Raw genomic sequence first — 15,077 nt, 5'->3', positions numbered from 1 at the left:
TCGAGACGGCCCTGGCGGGCCTCCTCAACCCGCGGTATCGCCCACGAGGTACGTGGTGTCGATGTGCCCGCTCGGGTGGACGACGCTGTGATCGAGGGTCAGCCGACGCTGCCCGAGGTCGGCCGGGGTGAACGGCCGGCCCGCACCGATGAGCACCGGCACGGTGCGCAGGCGCAGCACGTCGACGAGGCCTGCACGGAAGAGGGCGTCGGTGAGCGTGAGGCTTCCCCAGACGATGATCGAACTCGTGCGTCCCTTCAGCGCCGCGACCGAGTCGGCGGCGTCGCCGCTGAGAATCTCGATCTCGCCGGTGCCCCACGGCGCTTGCTGCAGTGAGTTCGAGACGACGAACTTCGGCAGCCGATTGATCGGCTCAGTGACGGGTTCGACGGCCGGGTCGGCCGCCGGCCAGTGGTCCGCGAACATCCGGTAGGTGTTCGCGCCCAGCAGGATCGAGTCGATGTTCTCGAGGAACGCGAGCTGGTCGTGGTCGGCCGGGTCGACGGAGCCGTCGGCCAGGAAGAAGTCGAGTCCGCCGGACTCGTCGGCCGCATACCCGTCGGCGGTGACGATCTGCTCGACGGTGAGGCGGCCCATCAGCTGACTCCGTCGCTCGCGAGGCGGCCGGCGAGCACGTCGAAGGCGCTCGCCCATCCGTCGTAGAAGTTCCCGTCGCCGGGGTGGCCGGCCCAGCCGGTGAGGTGGAACGTCATCTGCGTCTGCTCGCCGGAGGCGCCGTGCTCGGCGAGCGTCACCGTGATGACCGGCGCTGACTCGTCTGGGTCGCCCGGCGACGCCCACGTGAACACGAGCCGCTCGGGCTCGATGACTTCGCGGTAGACGCCGGCCGTCGGGTACTCCGATCCGTCAGGGGCGATCATCGTGTAGCGGTAGCGCCCGCCGGGGCGCACGTCGAGTTCGACGGTCTCGCGCGGCGTGACGACACCGGCCGGGTGCCACCAGGCGGAGGCCTCGTCGGGGTCGGTCCACGCGCGCCAGATTTGTCGCCGGGGTGCATCGAACACTCGTGTGATCGTGAATTGCTTCGTTGCGGAGGCGGTCTGCTCAGGCATCCGTCTGTCCTTTCAGCTCGCGGAGCCGCGCGTCGAGGAGGTCGAAGCGCTCGTTCCACTCGCCGCGGTGGCGTTCGACCCAGGCGGATGCCTCGTCGAGCGGCTCGGTGCGGAGGGTGCAGGTGCGCCACTGGGCCGTGGCCGTGCGCTCGATGAGCCCGGCGCGTTCGAGCACCTTGAGGTGCTGCGAGATCGCGGGGCGGCTCATCGCGAAGGGCTCGGCCAGTTCGCCGACGGTCGTCGGGCCATCGCGGAGGCGCGAGAGGATCGCGCGTCGCGTCGGATCGGCGAGCGCCTGGAACACGAGGCTGAGCTCGTCGGGCCCGTTCGGCATGTAAGCGACTCCTTAATTAATGATCTGCTTACATTAGGACGAAGTTCGCCTGACGTCAAGCGTCAAGAGGAGAATGGCGGAATGGCCGACAACGTGCGCAACCTCCAGACCGCCCTCGACTCCTTCGCAGAGCACTGGCAGCCCCACCGCCTCGCAAGCGTGAACGACTACGACGTGAAGCTCTTCAAGGCGCAGGGCGAGTTCACGTGGCACTCGCATCCCGACACCGACGAGTTCTTCATGGTGATCGCCGGGCGGCTCACGATCCAGTTGCGAGACGGCGACGTCGAGCTCGGAGCCGGCGACGTCTACGTCGTGCCCCGTGGCGTCGAGCACTGCCCCCGCGCCGACGGCGAGGTCTCCGCGATGCTCATCGAACCCCGTGGCACGACGAATACCGGTGATACCCCCAGCGAACGCACGACGCAGCTGCGCGAACTCGACTGAGGATCGTCTCCTCGGGACTTCGACTCAGCTGCCCGCCGTAGGCTGGAACGCGTGTTGCGCACCATGCTGAAGTCGAAAATCCACCGTGCCACCGTCACGCACGCAGACCTCCATTACGTCGGTTCCGTGACGGTCGACCGTGACCTCATGGATGCCGCCGATCTCCTGCCGGGCGAACAGGTCTCGATCGTCGACGTGACGAACGGCGCCCGACTCGAGACCTACGTCATCGAGGGTGAGCGCGGCTCGGGTGTGCTCGGCATCAACGGCGCCGCGGCGCATCTCGTGCACGAGGGCGATCTCGTCATCGTCATCTCGTATGCGCAGCTCGACGATGCAGCCGCTCGCACGTTCCGTCCGCACATCGTGCACGTCGACGCTGCCAACGACGTCGTCTCACTCGGCCACGATGCAGCCGAGCCCGGCGCGAACGGCCTGCTGCGGCCGCCGCACGCAGCGGCCTGACGACGAGGTCGGGTGGGCCGGGCTTCAGCCGCGGGGCCGGGCTTCAGCCGCGCGGGCTTCAGCCGCGGGGCCGCACGACGCCGTGCTCGTACGCGTAGACCACGGCGTGCACGCGGTCTCGCAGACCGAGCTTCATGAGTACCTTTGAGACGTGCGTCTTCACAGTCGCCTCACCGACCCAGAGTCGCTCGGCGATCGCGGCGTTGGAGATGCCCTCGGCGAGGTGCTCGAGCACCTCGCGCTCGCGGTCGGTGAGGGAGTCGAGGGCAGTGGGTTGAGGAGGTCGCTCTGCGACCGTCTCGAAACCGGGTTGCTCGGGCGGGTGGGTATCGAGACGGCGCAGGCGCGCCTCCTCAATCCGCGATCTGCCCCCCGAGACGGCTTCGATCACGCGCCGCGTGACATCGGGCGACAGCAGCGCGTCGCCCCGCGCGACCACCTGTACCGCCTCGATGAGCTGCTCGGGGCTCGAGTTCTTCAACAGAAACCCACTCGCACCCGCATCGAGCGCGGCGAACAGGTAGTCCTCGCGGTTGAAGGTCGTCAGCACGAGCACGGCTGCCTCGGATGCCGCGTCGGCCGTGATACGCCGCGTGGCCTCGAGTCCGTCCATGCCGGGCATCTGCACGTCCATGCAGACGACGTCGGGATGCAGTGCGGCGACGGCAGCGATCGCCTCCTCGCCGTTCGCGGCCTCACCCACGACCTCGATGCCGTCTTCGGAGTCGAGGATCGTGCGGAACCCACCTCGCACGAGACTCTGATCGTCGACGACGAGCACGCGGATGCTCACGCGCGCACCCCCTGTGTGCGCCGCAACGGGAACTGTGCACGCACGAGGTAACCGCCGCGCGCGCGGGGTCCGAGTTCGAGGTGTCCGCCGGCCGCGGCGACCCGCTCCTGCATGCCCAATTGGCCGAGGCCACGGCTCGAGGCATCCGTCGCCGAATCGGAGGTGGATCGCCGCACTGCGCCCGTGTTCGTCACCTCGATCTCGACCGACTGCTCCGTCCAGCGCACCCGCACCTCGGCGGTCGCCGCGGCGCCCGCGTGCTTTCGCACGTTCGTGAGCGACTCTTGGGCGATGCGGTACGCGCCGAGGTCGACGACAGCGGACACCGGTACCGGCTCGCCCACGATCGCGAGCGTCGTCGGCAGGCCGTTCGCCGCGCACTCGGCCACGAGCTCGTCGATGCGTTCGATGCCGCGGGTCGACGTGCTCTTCGTCGCGGCCTCCGCGACACCGCCGAACGACAGGGCGAGGGCGTCGTCGAGCACTGCGGATGCCCCGATCTCGGCGTCGCCGCGCAGCGTGCCGAGAAGCCCGTGCAACTCGTCGACGGCGTCGCGGGCGCTCTCCTCGATCGATGAGAGCGCGGCCGAGGCGGCATCCGGATCCTTCGCGAGCACTCGCCGCGCGGCGCCGGCCTGCACGCCGATGACCGAGACGTGGTGGGCGACGACGTCGTGCAGCTCCCGTGCGATGCGCAGTCGCTCGATGGCGACGGCGTGGGCCCGGCTGCGCTCGCGCTCGGCCGCGAGTTCGATGGTGCGCTGCTCGAGCTCGGCGCGTGCTCGCGCCGAACGGTAGGCGGCATCGCCGAAGTACCAGGCGCCGCCGAAGTAGAGCAGGTTCGTGAGCACGTTGATGAGCCCGAAGGCGAGGTATGGCGAGAGCAGCCCCTCGCGGGAGAAGTCGGGAAGGTAGTCGTCGACCCTCGAGAGGACGATGAGGTTCCAGAACAGCCACGCGAACATGCCGACGACGATGACGCCTCGCGCGAGGGTCGCCCAGCGACGGCTGCGCCCCCAAGCGCCCACCGTGTAGATGGCGACGAATAGGCAGATGTTGCTGAAGAGCGCCTCGCCGACCTCTGCGAGGGCACCGATGAGGAAGGCGACGGATGCCACGAGCGCGACGAGCTCGGGCCATCGCCGCCGTGCCGCGAGCGGGAGGGTCATCGCGGCGACCCAGATCACGCTGCCCCACCATGGGGCGTCTTCGCCCCATCCGGTCGCGCGATACAGCACGACGCTCGCGCCGGTACCGACGGCGAGCACGAGGGCGAGGATCACATCGTTGCGGAAACCGAGGCGCCCGGGCCGCGGGCGCCCCCACTCGACGCCGTCGACGACGGGAGGAGGCGTGGTGGCGGTCATGCCACAACGCTACTCAGTGAGCGCCTGTCGGGAATCCATCGGGCGACGGAGATGCGGTGGTCGACGATTCTGCTCAGGGCATCTCTCGGATCAGCCGTCGTACCTGGTCGACACCAGGTAGCGGGGCGGGGCGGGCGTCTCGTTCCGGCGCCGGCTCGCCTGCAGCATTGGCCGGGTCGAGGAGCCGGTGCAGGCCGGTGCGCATCAAGGCTCCGTCCATGGACGTGATGCCGCTCAGTGCGAGTACGGACACTCCCTGATCGAGCGCGGCCATGAGCAGTGCAACGTCGTCGACCGGAAGGTTCTCATCGGTCGGTCGCGCTTCGGTTGCGACGCGCTCGAAAGCGTCGACCATCACCTGCACCCGTGCGCGGAGCGCAAGGACGAGCTTGTCGTCTCTGGCGGCGGTCGCGATGAACTCCAGCGTCGCGAGCCCGAACCCTCGCACCATCTCCGCGATGTCCACGCCGGTTGCGGCTTCCAGTTCTGCGGTGTCTGCGGGAGCCGTCTCGGCAGTCGTCTCGGCCGTCGAGAACGGGTCCCACCCCTCACCGCGCAGCAGCTCCAAGTTGAAGTCCATCACCGCGAGGAACAAGTCCGACTTGCCGTCGAAGTTCGAGTAGACCGCACCCTTGGAGAATCCCGCGTCGCTTGCGATGCCGTCCAGGCTTGCCGCGTGATAGCCGTCGCGGGCGAACGCGCCGAGCGCTGCGAGTACTAGCGCCTCGCGGGTCTCTCGCTGCCGTTCGACGCGGGTCCGCGGCGTGCGGGGCGCTGAGCGGCTACCGACCATGTCGCCATTCTACTGGTTGACCTACCGCGCGTATCTAGATACTGTTGGTATCCACATACCATCGGTATCCGAACGCTGAAAGGCCAGTGAACATGAGTGCTGCAGTGCTGGAGGTGAACGACCTCACCCGACGGTTCGGATCGGTCGTCGCCAATGACGGGATCGGATTGCAGGTGCGGGCCGGAGAGGTGGTCGGGCTGCTCGGCCACAACGGTGCGGGCAAGACGACCCTGGTCTCGCAGGTCGTCGGACTGCTGCGGCCGGACGGTGGGTCGATCCGGGTGGCGGGCGTCGACGCGATCGCCGATCCGGCGACGGCGCGCCGATGCGTGGCGCTCCAGCCCCAGGCACAGGCGCCGCTCGACGGCCTCACTCCGAAGACAGCGATCGAGATCGCCGGTCGGCTCAGGGGCATGTCCCGCGCCGACGCACGGGGTGCCGCACGAGCGCTGGCTGACGAACTCGATATCGGCGAGTGGTTCAACCGCCGGGCGACGCCCGACGGCGGCGGCCTGTCAGGTGGAGTGCGTCGACTCACAGCCTTCGCCATGGCGGCCGTCGCTCCGGTGCCACTGATCGTTCTCGATGAGCCGACCAACGACGTCGACGCGGCACGACGTCGACGACTGTGGAAGACGGTACGACGCCTCGGCGATCAGGGTGCAGGTGTACTGCTTGTCACTCACAACGTCGTGGAGGCAGAGCGGGTGGTGGACGCGCTCGTCGTGCTCGATCGCGGCAAGGTCGTCGCGGCGGGTTCACCAAGCCGCCTCCGAGGTTCAAGCGACCATGATCTCCAACTCGAGCTCTCGCTGCATCCGGATGGAACCGACCCATCCGAATCCCTTTCCGAGGTGCCGATCCCGATCATCCGTCGGGTCCGTGCCGGACGCCGGGTGCTGATGACGCTCTCTGCTGTCGATGCTGCGGCAGCCGTCGCGTGGGCCACGGCCCTCCGATCGTCCGAAGACATCGAGGGCTATGCGCTGGCGCCAGCCACCCTCGAAGACGCCTACCTCGCCGCCACGGCGACCGCCGACGCAAATACGACGAACAGCACGGAGGATGCCGGTGATGTCTGAACAGCTGACCTTCTCGCCGCCAGCGCCAGCGCCTGCACCAGCAGGGGTACCACCGCGCACCGGGCTTTGGGTGAGCTACGGGACCTTGTTGCGCTGGACGATGGCTCAGACGGGTCCCATGCTCCCGTTCGTCATCGTCGTCCAGGCTGTGCTCGCCGCCGGGATCATCGTCGGGTTCGGATTGCTCATCCCCGACATCGACACCTCGTCCGCCCAGTTCCTCTCCACCGGTGCACCCACAGTGCTCCTGATGATCATCGGGCTCGTCATGGTTTCCCAAGGCGTCGCTCAGGCACGCACGAGCGGCACATTCACCTACCTGCGAGCGCTGCCAGTGCCACGGCCGCTGTTCCTGCTGGCCGACCTGACGGTGTGGCTCGGCGTCGCACTGCCCAGCGTCGCCGTTGCAGTGATCGTGGCACAACTGCGCTACGGATTCAGCTACTCCTTCGACTGGCCCCTTCTCGTGACCGCATCCGTCTTGACCGCGGGAACCGCCGCCGCAATCGGCTACGCGATCGCAGTGACCCTGTCACCGTTGTTCACCCAGCTCGTCACCCAGGTGCTGGTGTTCTTCGTGATGCTCTTCTCGCCGGTCACCTTTCCGGCAAGCCAACTCCCCGCCTGGTTCCAGACTGTCCACGACGTGCTCCCGTTCAGACCGGCCGCGGACCTGATCCGCGCCGGACTGCTGGCAGACACCTACACCGCGAGCTGGCGTGACTTCTTCGTGCTCCTGGCCTGGTGCGCTCTCGGACTTGCAATCAGTATCCGGGCAGTGGTCCGTCGAGCCTGACGATGGCGCACGCGCATGTGCATGCACGTGCACTTGCACATGCACGTGCACGTGCACGCACAGAAGGCGCCCGGCGAGGTACTGGTGGCCGCGGCATCCGGCCGATACGCTCTCGACTCATGACCGCTGAGCCCATGACCGCTGAGCCCGCGACCGCTGAGCCCGCGACCGTTCCGAACCTCAGCTTGCGCGAGCGGCCGTTCGACTGGTTCTTCATCGTGATCTTCTCGCTGTTCACGATCACGAGCCTGATCAGTGACATGATGCCGACGCTCGGCGTCGACATCTCGGCGCCCTCGTCGAACTTCCTCGTGAACTCGAACTACTGGTACGCGAGCGACACCGACCCGCTCTTCATGGAGCCGCCGTTCTGGATGCGCATCGTCACCGGGCTCTCTGCGTTCGTTTATATGCCGTTCTACATCGTGCTCGTCATCTCGCTCATCCGCGGCTGGAACTGGATCCAGCTGCCCAGCGTGATCTACGCGACGATGATCTCGACCATTACGGGCATCATCGTGTTCGGTGTCGAGTTCTTCGGCGAGCCCGAGTGGCAGACGACGAATCCGGTGAAGTTCCTCGCGTTCAATCTGCCGTATGTGCTGATTCCGATCGTGCTGCTCGTGCGCATGCGCAAGCCGCTGCCGTTCACCCGGCGGTTCTGAGCGAGCGGATGCCGCGGGGTCGCGCGATCGGCGGGACGAGTGAGGTGCCGCAACTGCGGAGGCGAGCGTCGCGCGAGTCCCTCGTCCGGCGCGCGCGCGAGTCCCTCCTCCGGCGGCGCGAATCACTCCTCCGGTGCGCGTCGCCTCCTCCGGCGCGCGCGTCGCCTCCGACGAGCGCGCGTCGGGCGTCGACGAGACTGGCCTGCCATCGAGTGCGTGCCGTGCGTTCAGGCTGTTGCGCGGTCGGGTGGGTCGTGGCGTTGGTCGTGTCGGTCGGCGAGTCGGGTGGGTGAGGTTGTTGCGGTGCGCCAGGTGCCGCCTGGGTCGAGCCAGGCGGGTGGGCGGATCTGGGGCACACCGCGGCGCATGCGGATTGCCCAGCCTGAGGTGTCGATCGTGCGGTGGTGATGCCAGCAGAGGAGGACGCCGTTGTCGGGGTGGGTGGGGCCGCCGTCGATGTCGGGGATGACGTGGTGGATCTCGGACCATGCGGCAGGCACGGTGCAGCCGGGGATGATGCAGCCGCCATCGCGGAGGGTGATCGCTCGGCGTTGGTGGGGTGTGAAGCAGCGTTGCGGGGAGCCGAGCTGCTCGATGCGGCCGGTGTCGTCGAGGACGACGATCTGGATGCCGCCGGTGCAGATCATGTGTCGTGCCGCGCGGAGTGAGATGGGCTGGTCGATGCCGTCGGCATGCGCTGCGCCCCGGGATGCTTCGAGATCCGCCGCTCGGACGCTGACGAGGACGGTGGGTGCGGCGCCGCCGATGCTCGGGTGCTGCCCGGAGCGGGCGGCGGTGTCGATGATCGCGGCGAGGACGTCGTGCCGTTGCTGTTCGGTTGTGCGGGTCTCGGCTTGCACGGCGATGTCGGCGCGTTCTTCTTCGGTGAGGAATCCGCCGCCGCTGCGGGGTGCCAGGTGTGCGTCGAGGAGGCGGGTGAGTTTCGCGGCGACTTCGGGCAGAAGTTCACCCGCGATGGCGATGAGGCCATCGCGGGCACGCCCGATACGGAACCCGCGGCGGCGCATCGCCCGTTCGTCGTCGGGTTCGGGGCCGTCTTGGTCGAGGAACGCCGCCCACGCACGTGCGTGCACGGTCAGTTCATCGGCCGTGCACCGCACCGGTGCACCATCACCGGTACCGGTGGCTTGGGCGACGAGCTCGCGTTCGGCCGTGTCGAGTCGGACCGGGTCGGCGACGGTTCGAGTGCGGCCGAGCTCCCGGATGATCGTGCCCGCGGCATCGACGCCGACCTCACCCGCCGTGAGCGCCGCCGCGACATGCGGATGCTGCGCCGGCGTAGCCTGCCCAGTCAGGCCGGTGCCCACCCGGGTCGCCGCCCCGATCGCGACCCGCCGGCGTGCCTCGGCGCCCGAGACTTGTGTGACGCGTTCGATCAGTTCAGCGGCCGTACGGCACCCCTTGCGCGCCGACATCCGGCCGACGCCGAGCTCGGGCCGGGAGCGTTCGGCGACCTCACCGGCGAACAGCGCCCGGTGCGCGTCGAGCAGCCGCCCGACCCTTTCGAGCGCCCCCATCGTCAACAGCAGTTCGTCGTCACCCAGACCACGCGACGTTTCGGCATCGAGCACCCCGTCGAGGGTCGAGCGGATCTGCTCGAGCGTGTCGGGGATGCCTGTCATACCCGCAACACTGCCACCACCCACCGACATTCGTACCACACCAAAACGCGAGATCAACCGCCATTTTCGACCGACTCCTCCTCCACAGGAACCGCCCGACGGAAGTTCTCCACAACCGTCGGATTCGGTCTGCAAGCTCGTCGACGTTGTGATCCCCTTCTCGGCCGCCGGGCGTCGCAGACCGCAGCGTATGGTGGGGCCATGGGGAACATCGATGATGCTCGACCCGAGCAGGAACAGGCTGCCGCGCCCGAGAAGGAGCCGCCCTACCAGGCCCTCTTTCCCAACCTCGACCACATGTCTCGATCTTCGTTCGACAGGGGCACGGTGAGTCGGCGTCGCATCAGTCGGGCCATCGTTCTCCTCGCGCTGATTCCGATCGTTGTCGGCGCGGTCATCCTTTTCGCCCAGCTTGTGAGTTGACGGTCTCTTCCTCCGGTGTTCCTCTGCCCGGTGGGCGTATCCGTCCGACGTGTTCCGTCGCTCAGGCGGTCTCGTCAGGCGGTCTCGTCAGGCGGTCTCGTCAGGCGGTCTCGTCACGCGGCGAAGGGCGGCGCGCACCGAGCGGGAAAGGCTCACTCAGTGGCTCCGCCCGGTTCGGGTCGGGGCGGAGCCACTCGGATCCGGTGGGACCATACATGCCGATTCCCTCAGTCGAGCGGCTCAGCCTCGAGATCGCGCACGTGGTAGAACTCCTGGTCCCAGAGCGCGTAGATGAGCCACGTCGGCAGGATGTACGACTCCTGCATGTAGTTCGCCTGTGAAGCGTGGATCGTCCATCCCTCGTGCTTCTTCGCGACCTCGGCGCCCATCGCGTATTCGGGCTTCGGCTGGTTCGCGACGACGAATGCGCCCGCCTCGCCGCCGAACACCGAGAGCGCGCCCGACGGGCTGATCGTGTAGACGAGGTGCTTCGGCCCCGTGTAGGAACCGCCCGAGGCCTCGAGCTCGGCGATCGCGAGCTCGGTGACGCGGCCCATCTGCATGTGGTCCTTGTGGCCGGTCGCACCGCTCTCGGGCCAGAACCCCACGACGACGTCGGGGCGCACGCGCTTCATCTCGGCGACCACGCGCGCGACGAGCTCGTCTTCGTCGGCCTCGGGCACGCCGCCGTCGGGGTAGTCCCACACGACGTGCCGGTCGACGCCGAGGTTGAAGCTGTTCTTCAGCGCCTCGGCCTTGCGGATCTCGCCGAGGTCCTCATCGCGCGCGACGACCGGCGTCTGGTGACCGGCCTCGCCCTGCGTCGCGGTGATCATCGCGGTGTACGCGCCGCCCTGATGTGCGCGGAAGAACAGGCCGTTGACGGTCTGCTCGTCGTCGGGGTGCGCGAAGACGCCGAGCACGCGAGTGCCGTCGAGTTCGGCGATGACCGAATCGACGCCCTTCGCGGTGGGTTCGTAGAAGAGATGGCGACCCGCCCAGTAGGCCCCGCCGATCAGGGCGAGGATGACGGCGACGACGATGATGAGCGCGACGGTGCGCTTGCGCATGGTGGGACTCTCGATACGGATCCGCGTCGGGGTGCGCGGATGGGCGAGGAGATGCTAACCCGGCGCACTGCGGAAACAGAATTCCGCTCGGGTTCCGCGACTGCTCTTGCCAACGGGAAGATATCTTCCTATTCTTTCTCCCATGGCACGCAGACGCGAAGGACGGCTCTTCGACCTCGAGGTCGACATCCTCTCCGCCGGCATGGAACTGCAGGGCGACGAGGGCGACTTCTACGGCTTCGCGCTCGCGAAGCGCATCGCCGATCGGTCGGATGTCGCGGGGCTCACCGCGCACGGCACGCTCTACAAGGCGCTCGCGCGGCTGACCGAGCGTGGCCTCCTCGAGTCCACCTGGGAGGACGTGGCCGTGGGTGAGGCCGAGGGGCGCCCCAGGCGTCGCCTCTATCGGGTCACCGGTGCCGGAGAGCTCGCCTATCGCACCGAACTCGACGCGCGACGGGTCGCCGTCGTCCAGGGCAAGGCAGCATTCGCATGAGTGCCGGCGGCATCGACGAGCGCGACGATGCGTTCGAGGTGCGCGAGATGCGCGAGGTGCGCGACGCGCTCGAGGTGCGCGACGTCGCGGCATCCGCGCCCCGCGTCGACCGTGCCGTACTCGCCTGGGGGCGCTGGTACACCAGCGACCTGCCCGAGGCGGTCGCGGCCGACCGCCTCGCCGAGCTCGAATCCGACATCTACGAAGAGCGAGAGGCCGCCGACGGTGCGCCAGGGTCCGGGCGCTCGATCCTCGGACGTGCGATTCGCGGCATCCCCGCCGACCTCAGCTGGCGATTCAGCCGCCTGCGGGGCGCCGCGCTCGACGCACCGCGCGGCACGTTCCCGCTCGCGATGCCGGCGCTCGCGCATGTCGCGACCGCGCTGCTGCTCGCATGGGGCTTGCTGATCGTCGTGCGCGTCGGCGCGGGAGTACTCGCCGGCTCATGGAACGGCGCGTGGGACCTCGTGGCAGCCGGGTTCTGCGGCCTCGCCATCGCGCTCGTCGGCGCGGTGCTCACCGTGATGCCGCGCCTGCGCTGGCTCGGCGCGCTCTGGCTCGCCGCCGCGGCATACGTGCTCATCCGTTTCGGCATGTACGCACTCATCGCGTCGAGCATCACCCTCAATGAGTTCTACTCCTCGTCGCTCAGCCTGGCCATCCTCGTCAACCGCGTGCTCGCCGCCGCCGGTGTGCTGTTCTTCGTCGCGATGGCAGCGTGGTGGCTCCCATCCGCCATGGGTCGCTGGGAGTCGAAGCGTCGACGAGCGGATGCCTCACCCATCCCCAGCTCGGAGGGAACCGCCGCATGAACCTGCAACGCATCGCCGCGATCGTCGCGATCACGGGCGCCACGCTCGGTGGGGCCTCCGTCGTCGCCCTCGGCGCCGCTGCCTATACGGCCAACCAGCCGGCGCCGGTGAGCGACGAGGCGATCGGCGGCCACGATCTCGAGCCGCAGCCCGAGCCCGCCCCGGTGGCGGCGCCCGCCGGGGTGGCCGACAACGTGACGCCCGTGGGTCCGCCGACCCCCGGAACGGGAGCGATGTCCGCCGACCACAACCCGTACCTCGACCCCGCCGACCCCGAGTACGTGACCCCCGAAGATCGGTCGGAGTGGCTCGGCAAGCAAGTGGTCATCCGCAAGTGCATGGATGCCGCGGGCTTCGAGTTCCTCGAGTGGCAGTGGTGGCTCGGCGGCAGTCCGCAGCCGAAGGGGCTCGACTACGAGACCTCGATCCTCTGGACCCAGGCGCTGTACGGTCCCGACACCTCCAGACCCGGCGGCGGTTGCGCCGCCGTGGGCAACAAGGCCGAAGCCGAGGCGCGCGCTGCGGGGCATCCGCTCAGCGTGCCGGTGCCCGACGACGACCCCGCGCTCGACACCGAGCGTCAGGTCTGGCTCGAATTCCAGGATCTCGTGCGTGCCTGCATGACCGAAGCCGGCCAGGAGTACCTCTACTGGGAGTGGTGGAACCCGGCGTACCAGTCCTCGGCCGACGCCTCGGGCGTCGTGACATCGGCCGCGCAACCGGCTGGACTGAGTGAAGCCGAGAAGGCGGCATGGTCGCTCGCGCTCGACGGTGACGCCGGACTCGGCGCGGCCTACCGCTGGGAGGACGCCGGCTGTTGGGGCGCCGCCGTGCACGAGGCCGGCAACGACAACATGCACTGACCTGACGACATGCACTGACCCCGGCGCGGGGCGAGGGGCGCGGGGTGAGGGGCGCGAGTCAGAGTCAGGCCCTCGCGCCCTCGGCCTTCTTCTTGAGGAAGATGAGCGGCAGGAGCCAGCCGCCGAGCGCCGTGATGATCCAGACGATGAGTGTCGCGAGGATCCAGGTGACCCAGCCGTCGATCGTGATGCCACCCGGGAAGAGCGACGCGATGAGCAGCGCGACGAACGTCGAGACCAGGCCGATGCCGCCGAGCACCGCGGACGCGTACTTCCGGGCCAGGTTGAAGATGAACGGGCTGAGCACGCTCTGCGCGATCGCGAAGACGATGATCGCGATGAGGAATCCGCCCCACTCGAGGTGGAAGTCGGGGAGGACCCACGAGGCAACGAGAAGGCCGAGGGCGGCGGTCACGAGGTAGATCGCCGCACGAATGAGGAAGCGCACCATGCCGCGAGCGTAGCGGGGCGACGGATGCCGTGTCGAGCAGCGTGCGGCAGCGGCATCCGCTCGTACCATGGCGGCTCGGGCGCGAAGCGAGCAAGATGTGTTGCATGGCCGAACGCGCGGAGCGCGGTGAGACGGGCATGGAACCGAACCCCGCGGCACGACGGGTGCAGGCGGCGTACTTCACGCTGCTCATCGGCAACACGCTCGCAGCGTCGTTCATCTGGGGTGTCAACACGCTCTTCCTGCTCGACGCGGGGCTGACGAACTTCGAGGCGTTCGCCGCGAACGCGTTCTTCTCGGTGGGCATGGTGATCTTCGAGGTGCCGACGGGCGTCGTCGCCGACACCCTCGGGCGAAGGGTCTCGTACCTGCTCGGCACCGTCACCCTCGCGGTGACGACCGTGTTGTACTACCTGCTGTGGGTCGGCCACTCGCCGTTCTGGATGTGGGCGATCGTCTCGGTGCTGCTCGGCCTCGGCTTCACGTTCTTCTCGGGCGCCGTCGAGGCCTGGCTCGTGGATGCGCTCGCCGCGACCGGCTACACCGGTGGTCTCGAGCGGGTCTTCGGCCGCGGCCTCGCCCTCTCGGGCGCGGCGATGTTCGTCGGCTCGATCCTGGGCGGCGTCGTCGCCCAGGCGACGAATCTCGGCGTGCCGTTCCTGATCCGCGCGGGCATCCTCGTCGTGATGTTCGTCGTCGCGGCGCTCGTGATGCGAGATCTCGGTTTCACGCCCGCCGGCCGTGCGCACCCGATCCAGGCGACGAAAGAGGTGTTCAGCGCCTCGGTGAAGTACGGACTCGGGCGACGCCCGGTGCGCTACGTCATGTTCGCGTCGTTCTTCACGACGGGCGTCGGCTTCTACGTCTTCTACGCGCTGCAGCCCTATCTGGTCGAACTCTGGGGTGACACGGGGGCCTACTCGATCGCCGGGCTCGCGGCGGCGATCCTCTCCGGGGCGCAGGTGCTCGGCGGGCTGGCCGCGCCGTGGGTGCGACGTCGGTTCCGCAAGCGCACGACGACCATCATCGCGAGCCTCATCGTCTCGACCCTCGTGCTGCTCGCCCTCGGCGTGAACCAGAACTTCTGGATCGCGCTCGTGCTGCTCACGCTGTGGGGACTCGTCGACGCGGCGGCCGGCCCAGTGCAGCAGGCGTACTTGAACGACATGATCCCGTCGCAGCAGCGGGCGACCGTGCTCTCGTTCGACTCGCTGCTCGGCAGCACGGGCGGCGCTGTCATCCAGCCGGTGCTCGGTCGCTCCGCCGACCTCTGGGGCTACCCGGGATCGCTGCTCGTCAGCGGCGGCATCCAGGTGCTCGCAGTGCCGTTCATGTGGCTGAGCCGCAGGCAGGGGTCGCCGGCGGATGTCGCGACGGGCGAGGAGATCAGCGCGCCCGAGAACCCGTCGGATGCCGCCGGGCCGAGCGCCGGCGGTTGAGCGCCCGCTGAGCTCCCGCTGAGCTACCTCCGAGCTCCCGCGGAGCTGTCTCTGAGCTACCTCTG

General features: G+C 68.6%; 19 protein-coding genes. 10 read left to right on the top strand and 9 right to left on the bottom strand.

The window, feature by feature from the left end:
* Positions 1 to 24: 24 nt before the first annotated feature.
* From AC1C2T_RS02535 to AC1C2T_RS02525, 3 genes are read right to left on the bottom strand one after another with little or no spacing between them, the layout of a single operon-like run.
* A complete protein-coding gene (locus tag AC1C2T_RS02535) occupies positions 25 to 597 on the bottom strand; it encodes a dihydrofolate reductase family protein (RefSeq protein ID WP_495361779.1) in 573 nt (190 codons plus the stop codon).
* Entirely contained in the window at positions 597 to 1,073 is a 477-nt protein-coding gene (locus AC1C2T_RS02530; RefSeq protein ID WP_495384132.1) for an SRPBCC family protein, read from the bottom strand. The genes AC1C2T_RS02535 and AC1C2T_RS02530 overlap by 1 nt, the downstream gene beginning before the upstream one ends.
* Positions 1,066 to 1,407, bottom strand: a complete 342-nt coding sequence (locus AC1C2T_RS02525) for an ArsR/SmtB family transcription factor (RefSeq protein ID WP_495361781.1) — start codon at positions 1,405 to 1,407, stop codon at positions 1,066 to 1,068. The genes AC1C2T_RS02530 and AC1C2T_RS02525 overlap by 8 nt, the downstream gene beginning before the upstream one ends.
* A gap of 81 nt (positions 1,408 to 1,488) precedes the next feature.
* Here AC1C2T_RS02525 and AC1C2T_RS02520 point away from each other — a divergent pair, with 81 nt between their 5' ends.
* Both AC1C2T_RS02520 and panD read left to right on the top strand, forming a co-directional pair.
* On the top strand, positions 1,489 to 1,854 hold the full coding sequence (locus AC1C2T_RS02520) for a cupin domain-containing protein (RefSeq protein ID WP_495384131.1): 366 nt from the start codon (positions 1,489 to 1,491) through the stop codon (positions 1,852 to 1,854).
* Positions 1,855 to 1,905: 51 nt separating this feature from the next.
* Positions 1,906 to 2,319 (top strand): aspartate 1-decarboxylase, encoded by a 414-nt coding sequence (panD, locus tag AC1C2T_RS02515; RefSeq protein WP_495384130.1) that lies wholly within the window; start codon positions 1,906 to 1,908, stop codon positions 2,317 to 2,319.
* A gap of 58 nt (positions 2,320 to 2,377) precedes the next feature.
* Here panD and AC1C2T_RS02510 read toward each other — a convergent pair whose 3' ends face one another.
* From AC1C2T_RS02510 to AC1C2T_RS02500, 3 genes are all read right to left on the bottom strand, one after another.
* Positions 2,378 to 3,112, bottom strand: a complete 735-nt coding sequence (locus AC1C2T_RS02510) for a response regulator (RefSeq protein WP_495361784.1) — start codon at positions 3,110 to 3,112, stop codon at positions 2,378 to 2,380.
* The gene (locus tag AC1C2T_RS02505) at positions 3,109 to 4,479 is read right to left on the bottom strand and encodes a sensor histidine kinase (RefSeq protein WP_495384129.1); all 1,371 of its coding nucleotides are present in this window, start codon (positions 4,477 to 4,479) and stop codon (positions 3,109 to 3,111) included. The genes AC1C2T_RS02510 and AC1C2T_RS02505 overlap by 4 nt, the downstream gene beginning before the upstream one ends.
* A gap of 73 nt (positions 4,480 to 4,552) precedes the next feature.
* Positions 4,553 to 5,272: a TetR/AcrR family transcriptional regulator gene (locus AC1C2T_RS02500; protein WP_495384128.1), complete on the bottom strand. Its 720-nt coding sequence runs from the start codon at positions 5,270 to 5,272 to the stop codon at positions 4,553 to 4,555.
* 92 nt (positions 5,273 to 5,364) lie between these two features.
* Here AC1C2T_RS02500 and AC1C2T_RS02495 point away from each other — a divergent pair, with 92 nt between their 5' ends.
* The 3 genes from AC1C2T_RS02495 (at position 5,365) to AC1C2T_RS02485 (ending at position 7,815) form a co-directional block, all read left to right on the top strand.
* Positions 5,365 to 6,354: an ABC transporter ATP-binding protein gene (locus AC1C2T_RS02495; RefSeq protein ID WP_495384127.1), complete on the top strand. Its 990-nt coding sequence runs from the start codon at positions 5,365 to 5,367 to the stop codon at positions 6,352 to 6,354.
* A gap of 118 nt (positions 6,355 to 6,472) precedes the next feature.
* Positions 6,473 to 7,150: an ABC transporter permease gene (locus AC1C2T_RS02490; protein WP_495384126.1), complete on the top strand. Its 678-nt coding sequence runs from the start codon at positions 6,473 to 6,475 to the stop codon at positions 7,148 to 7,150.
* Between the two features lie 119 nt (positions 7,151 to 7,269).
* Positions 7,270 to 7,815 carry an EXPERA domain-containing protein gene (locus AC1C2T_RS02485; protein ID WP_495384125.1) on the top strand — a complete coding sequence of 182 codons (546 nt, stop codon included), beginning with the start codon at positions 7,270 to 7,272 and terminating at the stop codon, positions 7,813 to 7,815.
* Between the two features lie 227 nt (positions 7,816 to 8,042).
* Here AC1C2T_RS02485 and AC1C2T_RS02480 read toward each other — a convergent pair whose 3' ends face one another.
* Positions 8,043 to 9,458: an HNH endonuclease signature motif containing protein gene (locus tag AC1C2T_RS02480; RefSeq protein ID WP_495384124.1), complete on the bottom strand. Its 1,416-nt coding sequence runs from the start codon at positions 9,456 to 9,458 to the stop codon at positions 8,043 to 8,045.
* Positions 9,459 to 9,659: 201 nt separating this feature from the next.
* On the opposite strand from AC1C2T_RS02480, the gene AC1C2T_RS02475 reads away from it, so the two are divergent.
* Positions 9,660 to 9,881 carry a hypothetical protein gene (locus AC1C2T_RS02475; protein ID WP_495361791.1) on the top strand — a complete coding sequence of 74 codons (222 nt, stop codon included), beginning with the start codon at positions 9,660 to 9,662 and terminating at the stop codon, positions 9,879 to 9,881.
* A 227-nt stretch (positions 9,882 to 10,108) separates the two neighbouring features.
* On the opposite strand, the gene AC1C2T_RS02470 is transcribed toward AC1C2T_RS02475, so the two are convergent.
* Entirely contained in the window at positions 10,109 to 10,951 is an 843-nt protein-coding gene (locus AC1C2T_RS02470; RefSeq protein WP_495384123.1) for a PIG-L deacetylase family protein, read from the bottom strand.
* A gap of 142 nt (positions 10,952 to 11,093) precedes the next feature.
* Here AC1C2T_RS02470 and AC1C2T_RS02465 point away from each other — a divergent pair, with 142 nt between their 5' ends.
* The 3 genes from AC1C2T_RS02465 to AC1C2T_RS02455 are packed head-to-tail and all read left to right on the top strand — an operon-like array spanning position 11,094 to position 13,122.
* Positions 11,094 to 11,447 (top strand): PadR family transcriptional regulator, encoded by a 354-nt coding sequence (locus AC1C2T_RS02465; RefSeq protein ID WP_495384122.1) that lies wholly within the window; start codon positions 11,094 to 11,096, stop codon positions 11,445 to 11,447.
* Positions 11,444 to 12,259, top strand: a complete 816-nt coding sequence (locus AC1C2T_RS02460) for a hypothetical protein (protein WP_495384121.1) — start codon at positions 11,444 to 11,446, stop codon at positions 12,257 to 12,259. The genes AC1C2T_RS02465 and AC1C2T_RS02460 overlap by 4 nt, the downstream gene beginning before the upstream one ends.
* Positions 12,256 to 13,122 carry a hypothetical protein gene (locus tag AC1C2T_RS02455; RefSeq protein ID WP_495384120.1) on the top strand — a complete coding sequence of 289 codons (867 nt, stop codon included), beginning with the start codon at positions 12,256 to 12,258 and terminating at the stop codon, positions 13,120 to 13,122. The genes AC1C2T_RS02460 and AC1C2T_RS02455 overlap by 4 nt, the downstream gene beginning before the upstream one ends.
* Positions 13,123 to 13,186: 64 nt before the next feature.
* On the opposite strand, the gene AC1C2T_RS02450 is transcribed toward AC1C2T_RS02455, so the two are convergent.
* On the bottom strand, positions 13,187 to 13,573 hold the full coding sequence (locus AC1C2T_RS02450) for a phage holin family protein (RefSeq protein ID WP_495361796.1): 387 nt from the start codon (positions 13,571 to 13,573) through the stop codon (positions 13,187 to 13,189).
* Between the two features lie 104 nt (positions 13,574 to 13,677).
* Between AC1C2T_RS02450 and AC1C2T_RS02445 the strand changes: the two genes are divergently transcribed.
* Positions 13,678 to 15,012, top strand: a complete 1,335-nt coding sequence (locus AC1C2T_RS02445) for an MFS transporter (RefSeq protein WP_495384119.1) — start codon at positions 13,678 to 13,680, stop codon at positions 15,010 to 15,012.
* The last annotated feature ends 65 nt before the right edge of the window (positions 15,013 to 15,077 follow it).

This window comes from Agromyces sp. Y558 (assembly GCF_059445415.1).
The sequence above is the reverse complement of the archived record's forward strand: the minus strand, read 5'-3'. Positions and strand labels throughout refer to the sequence as shown.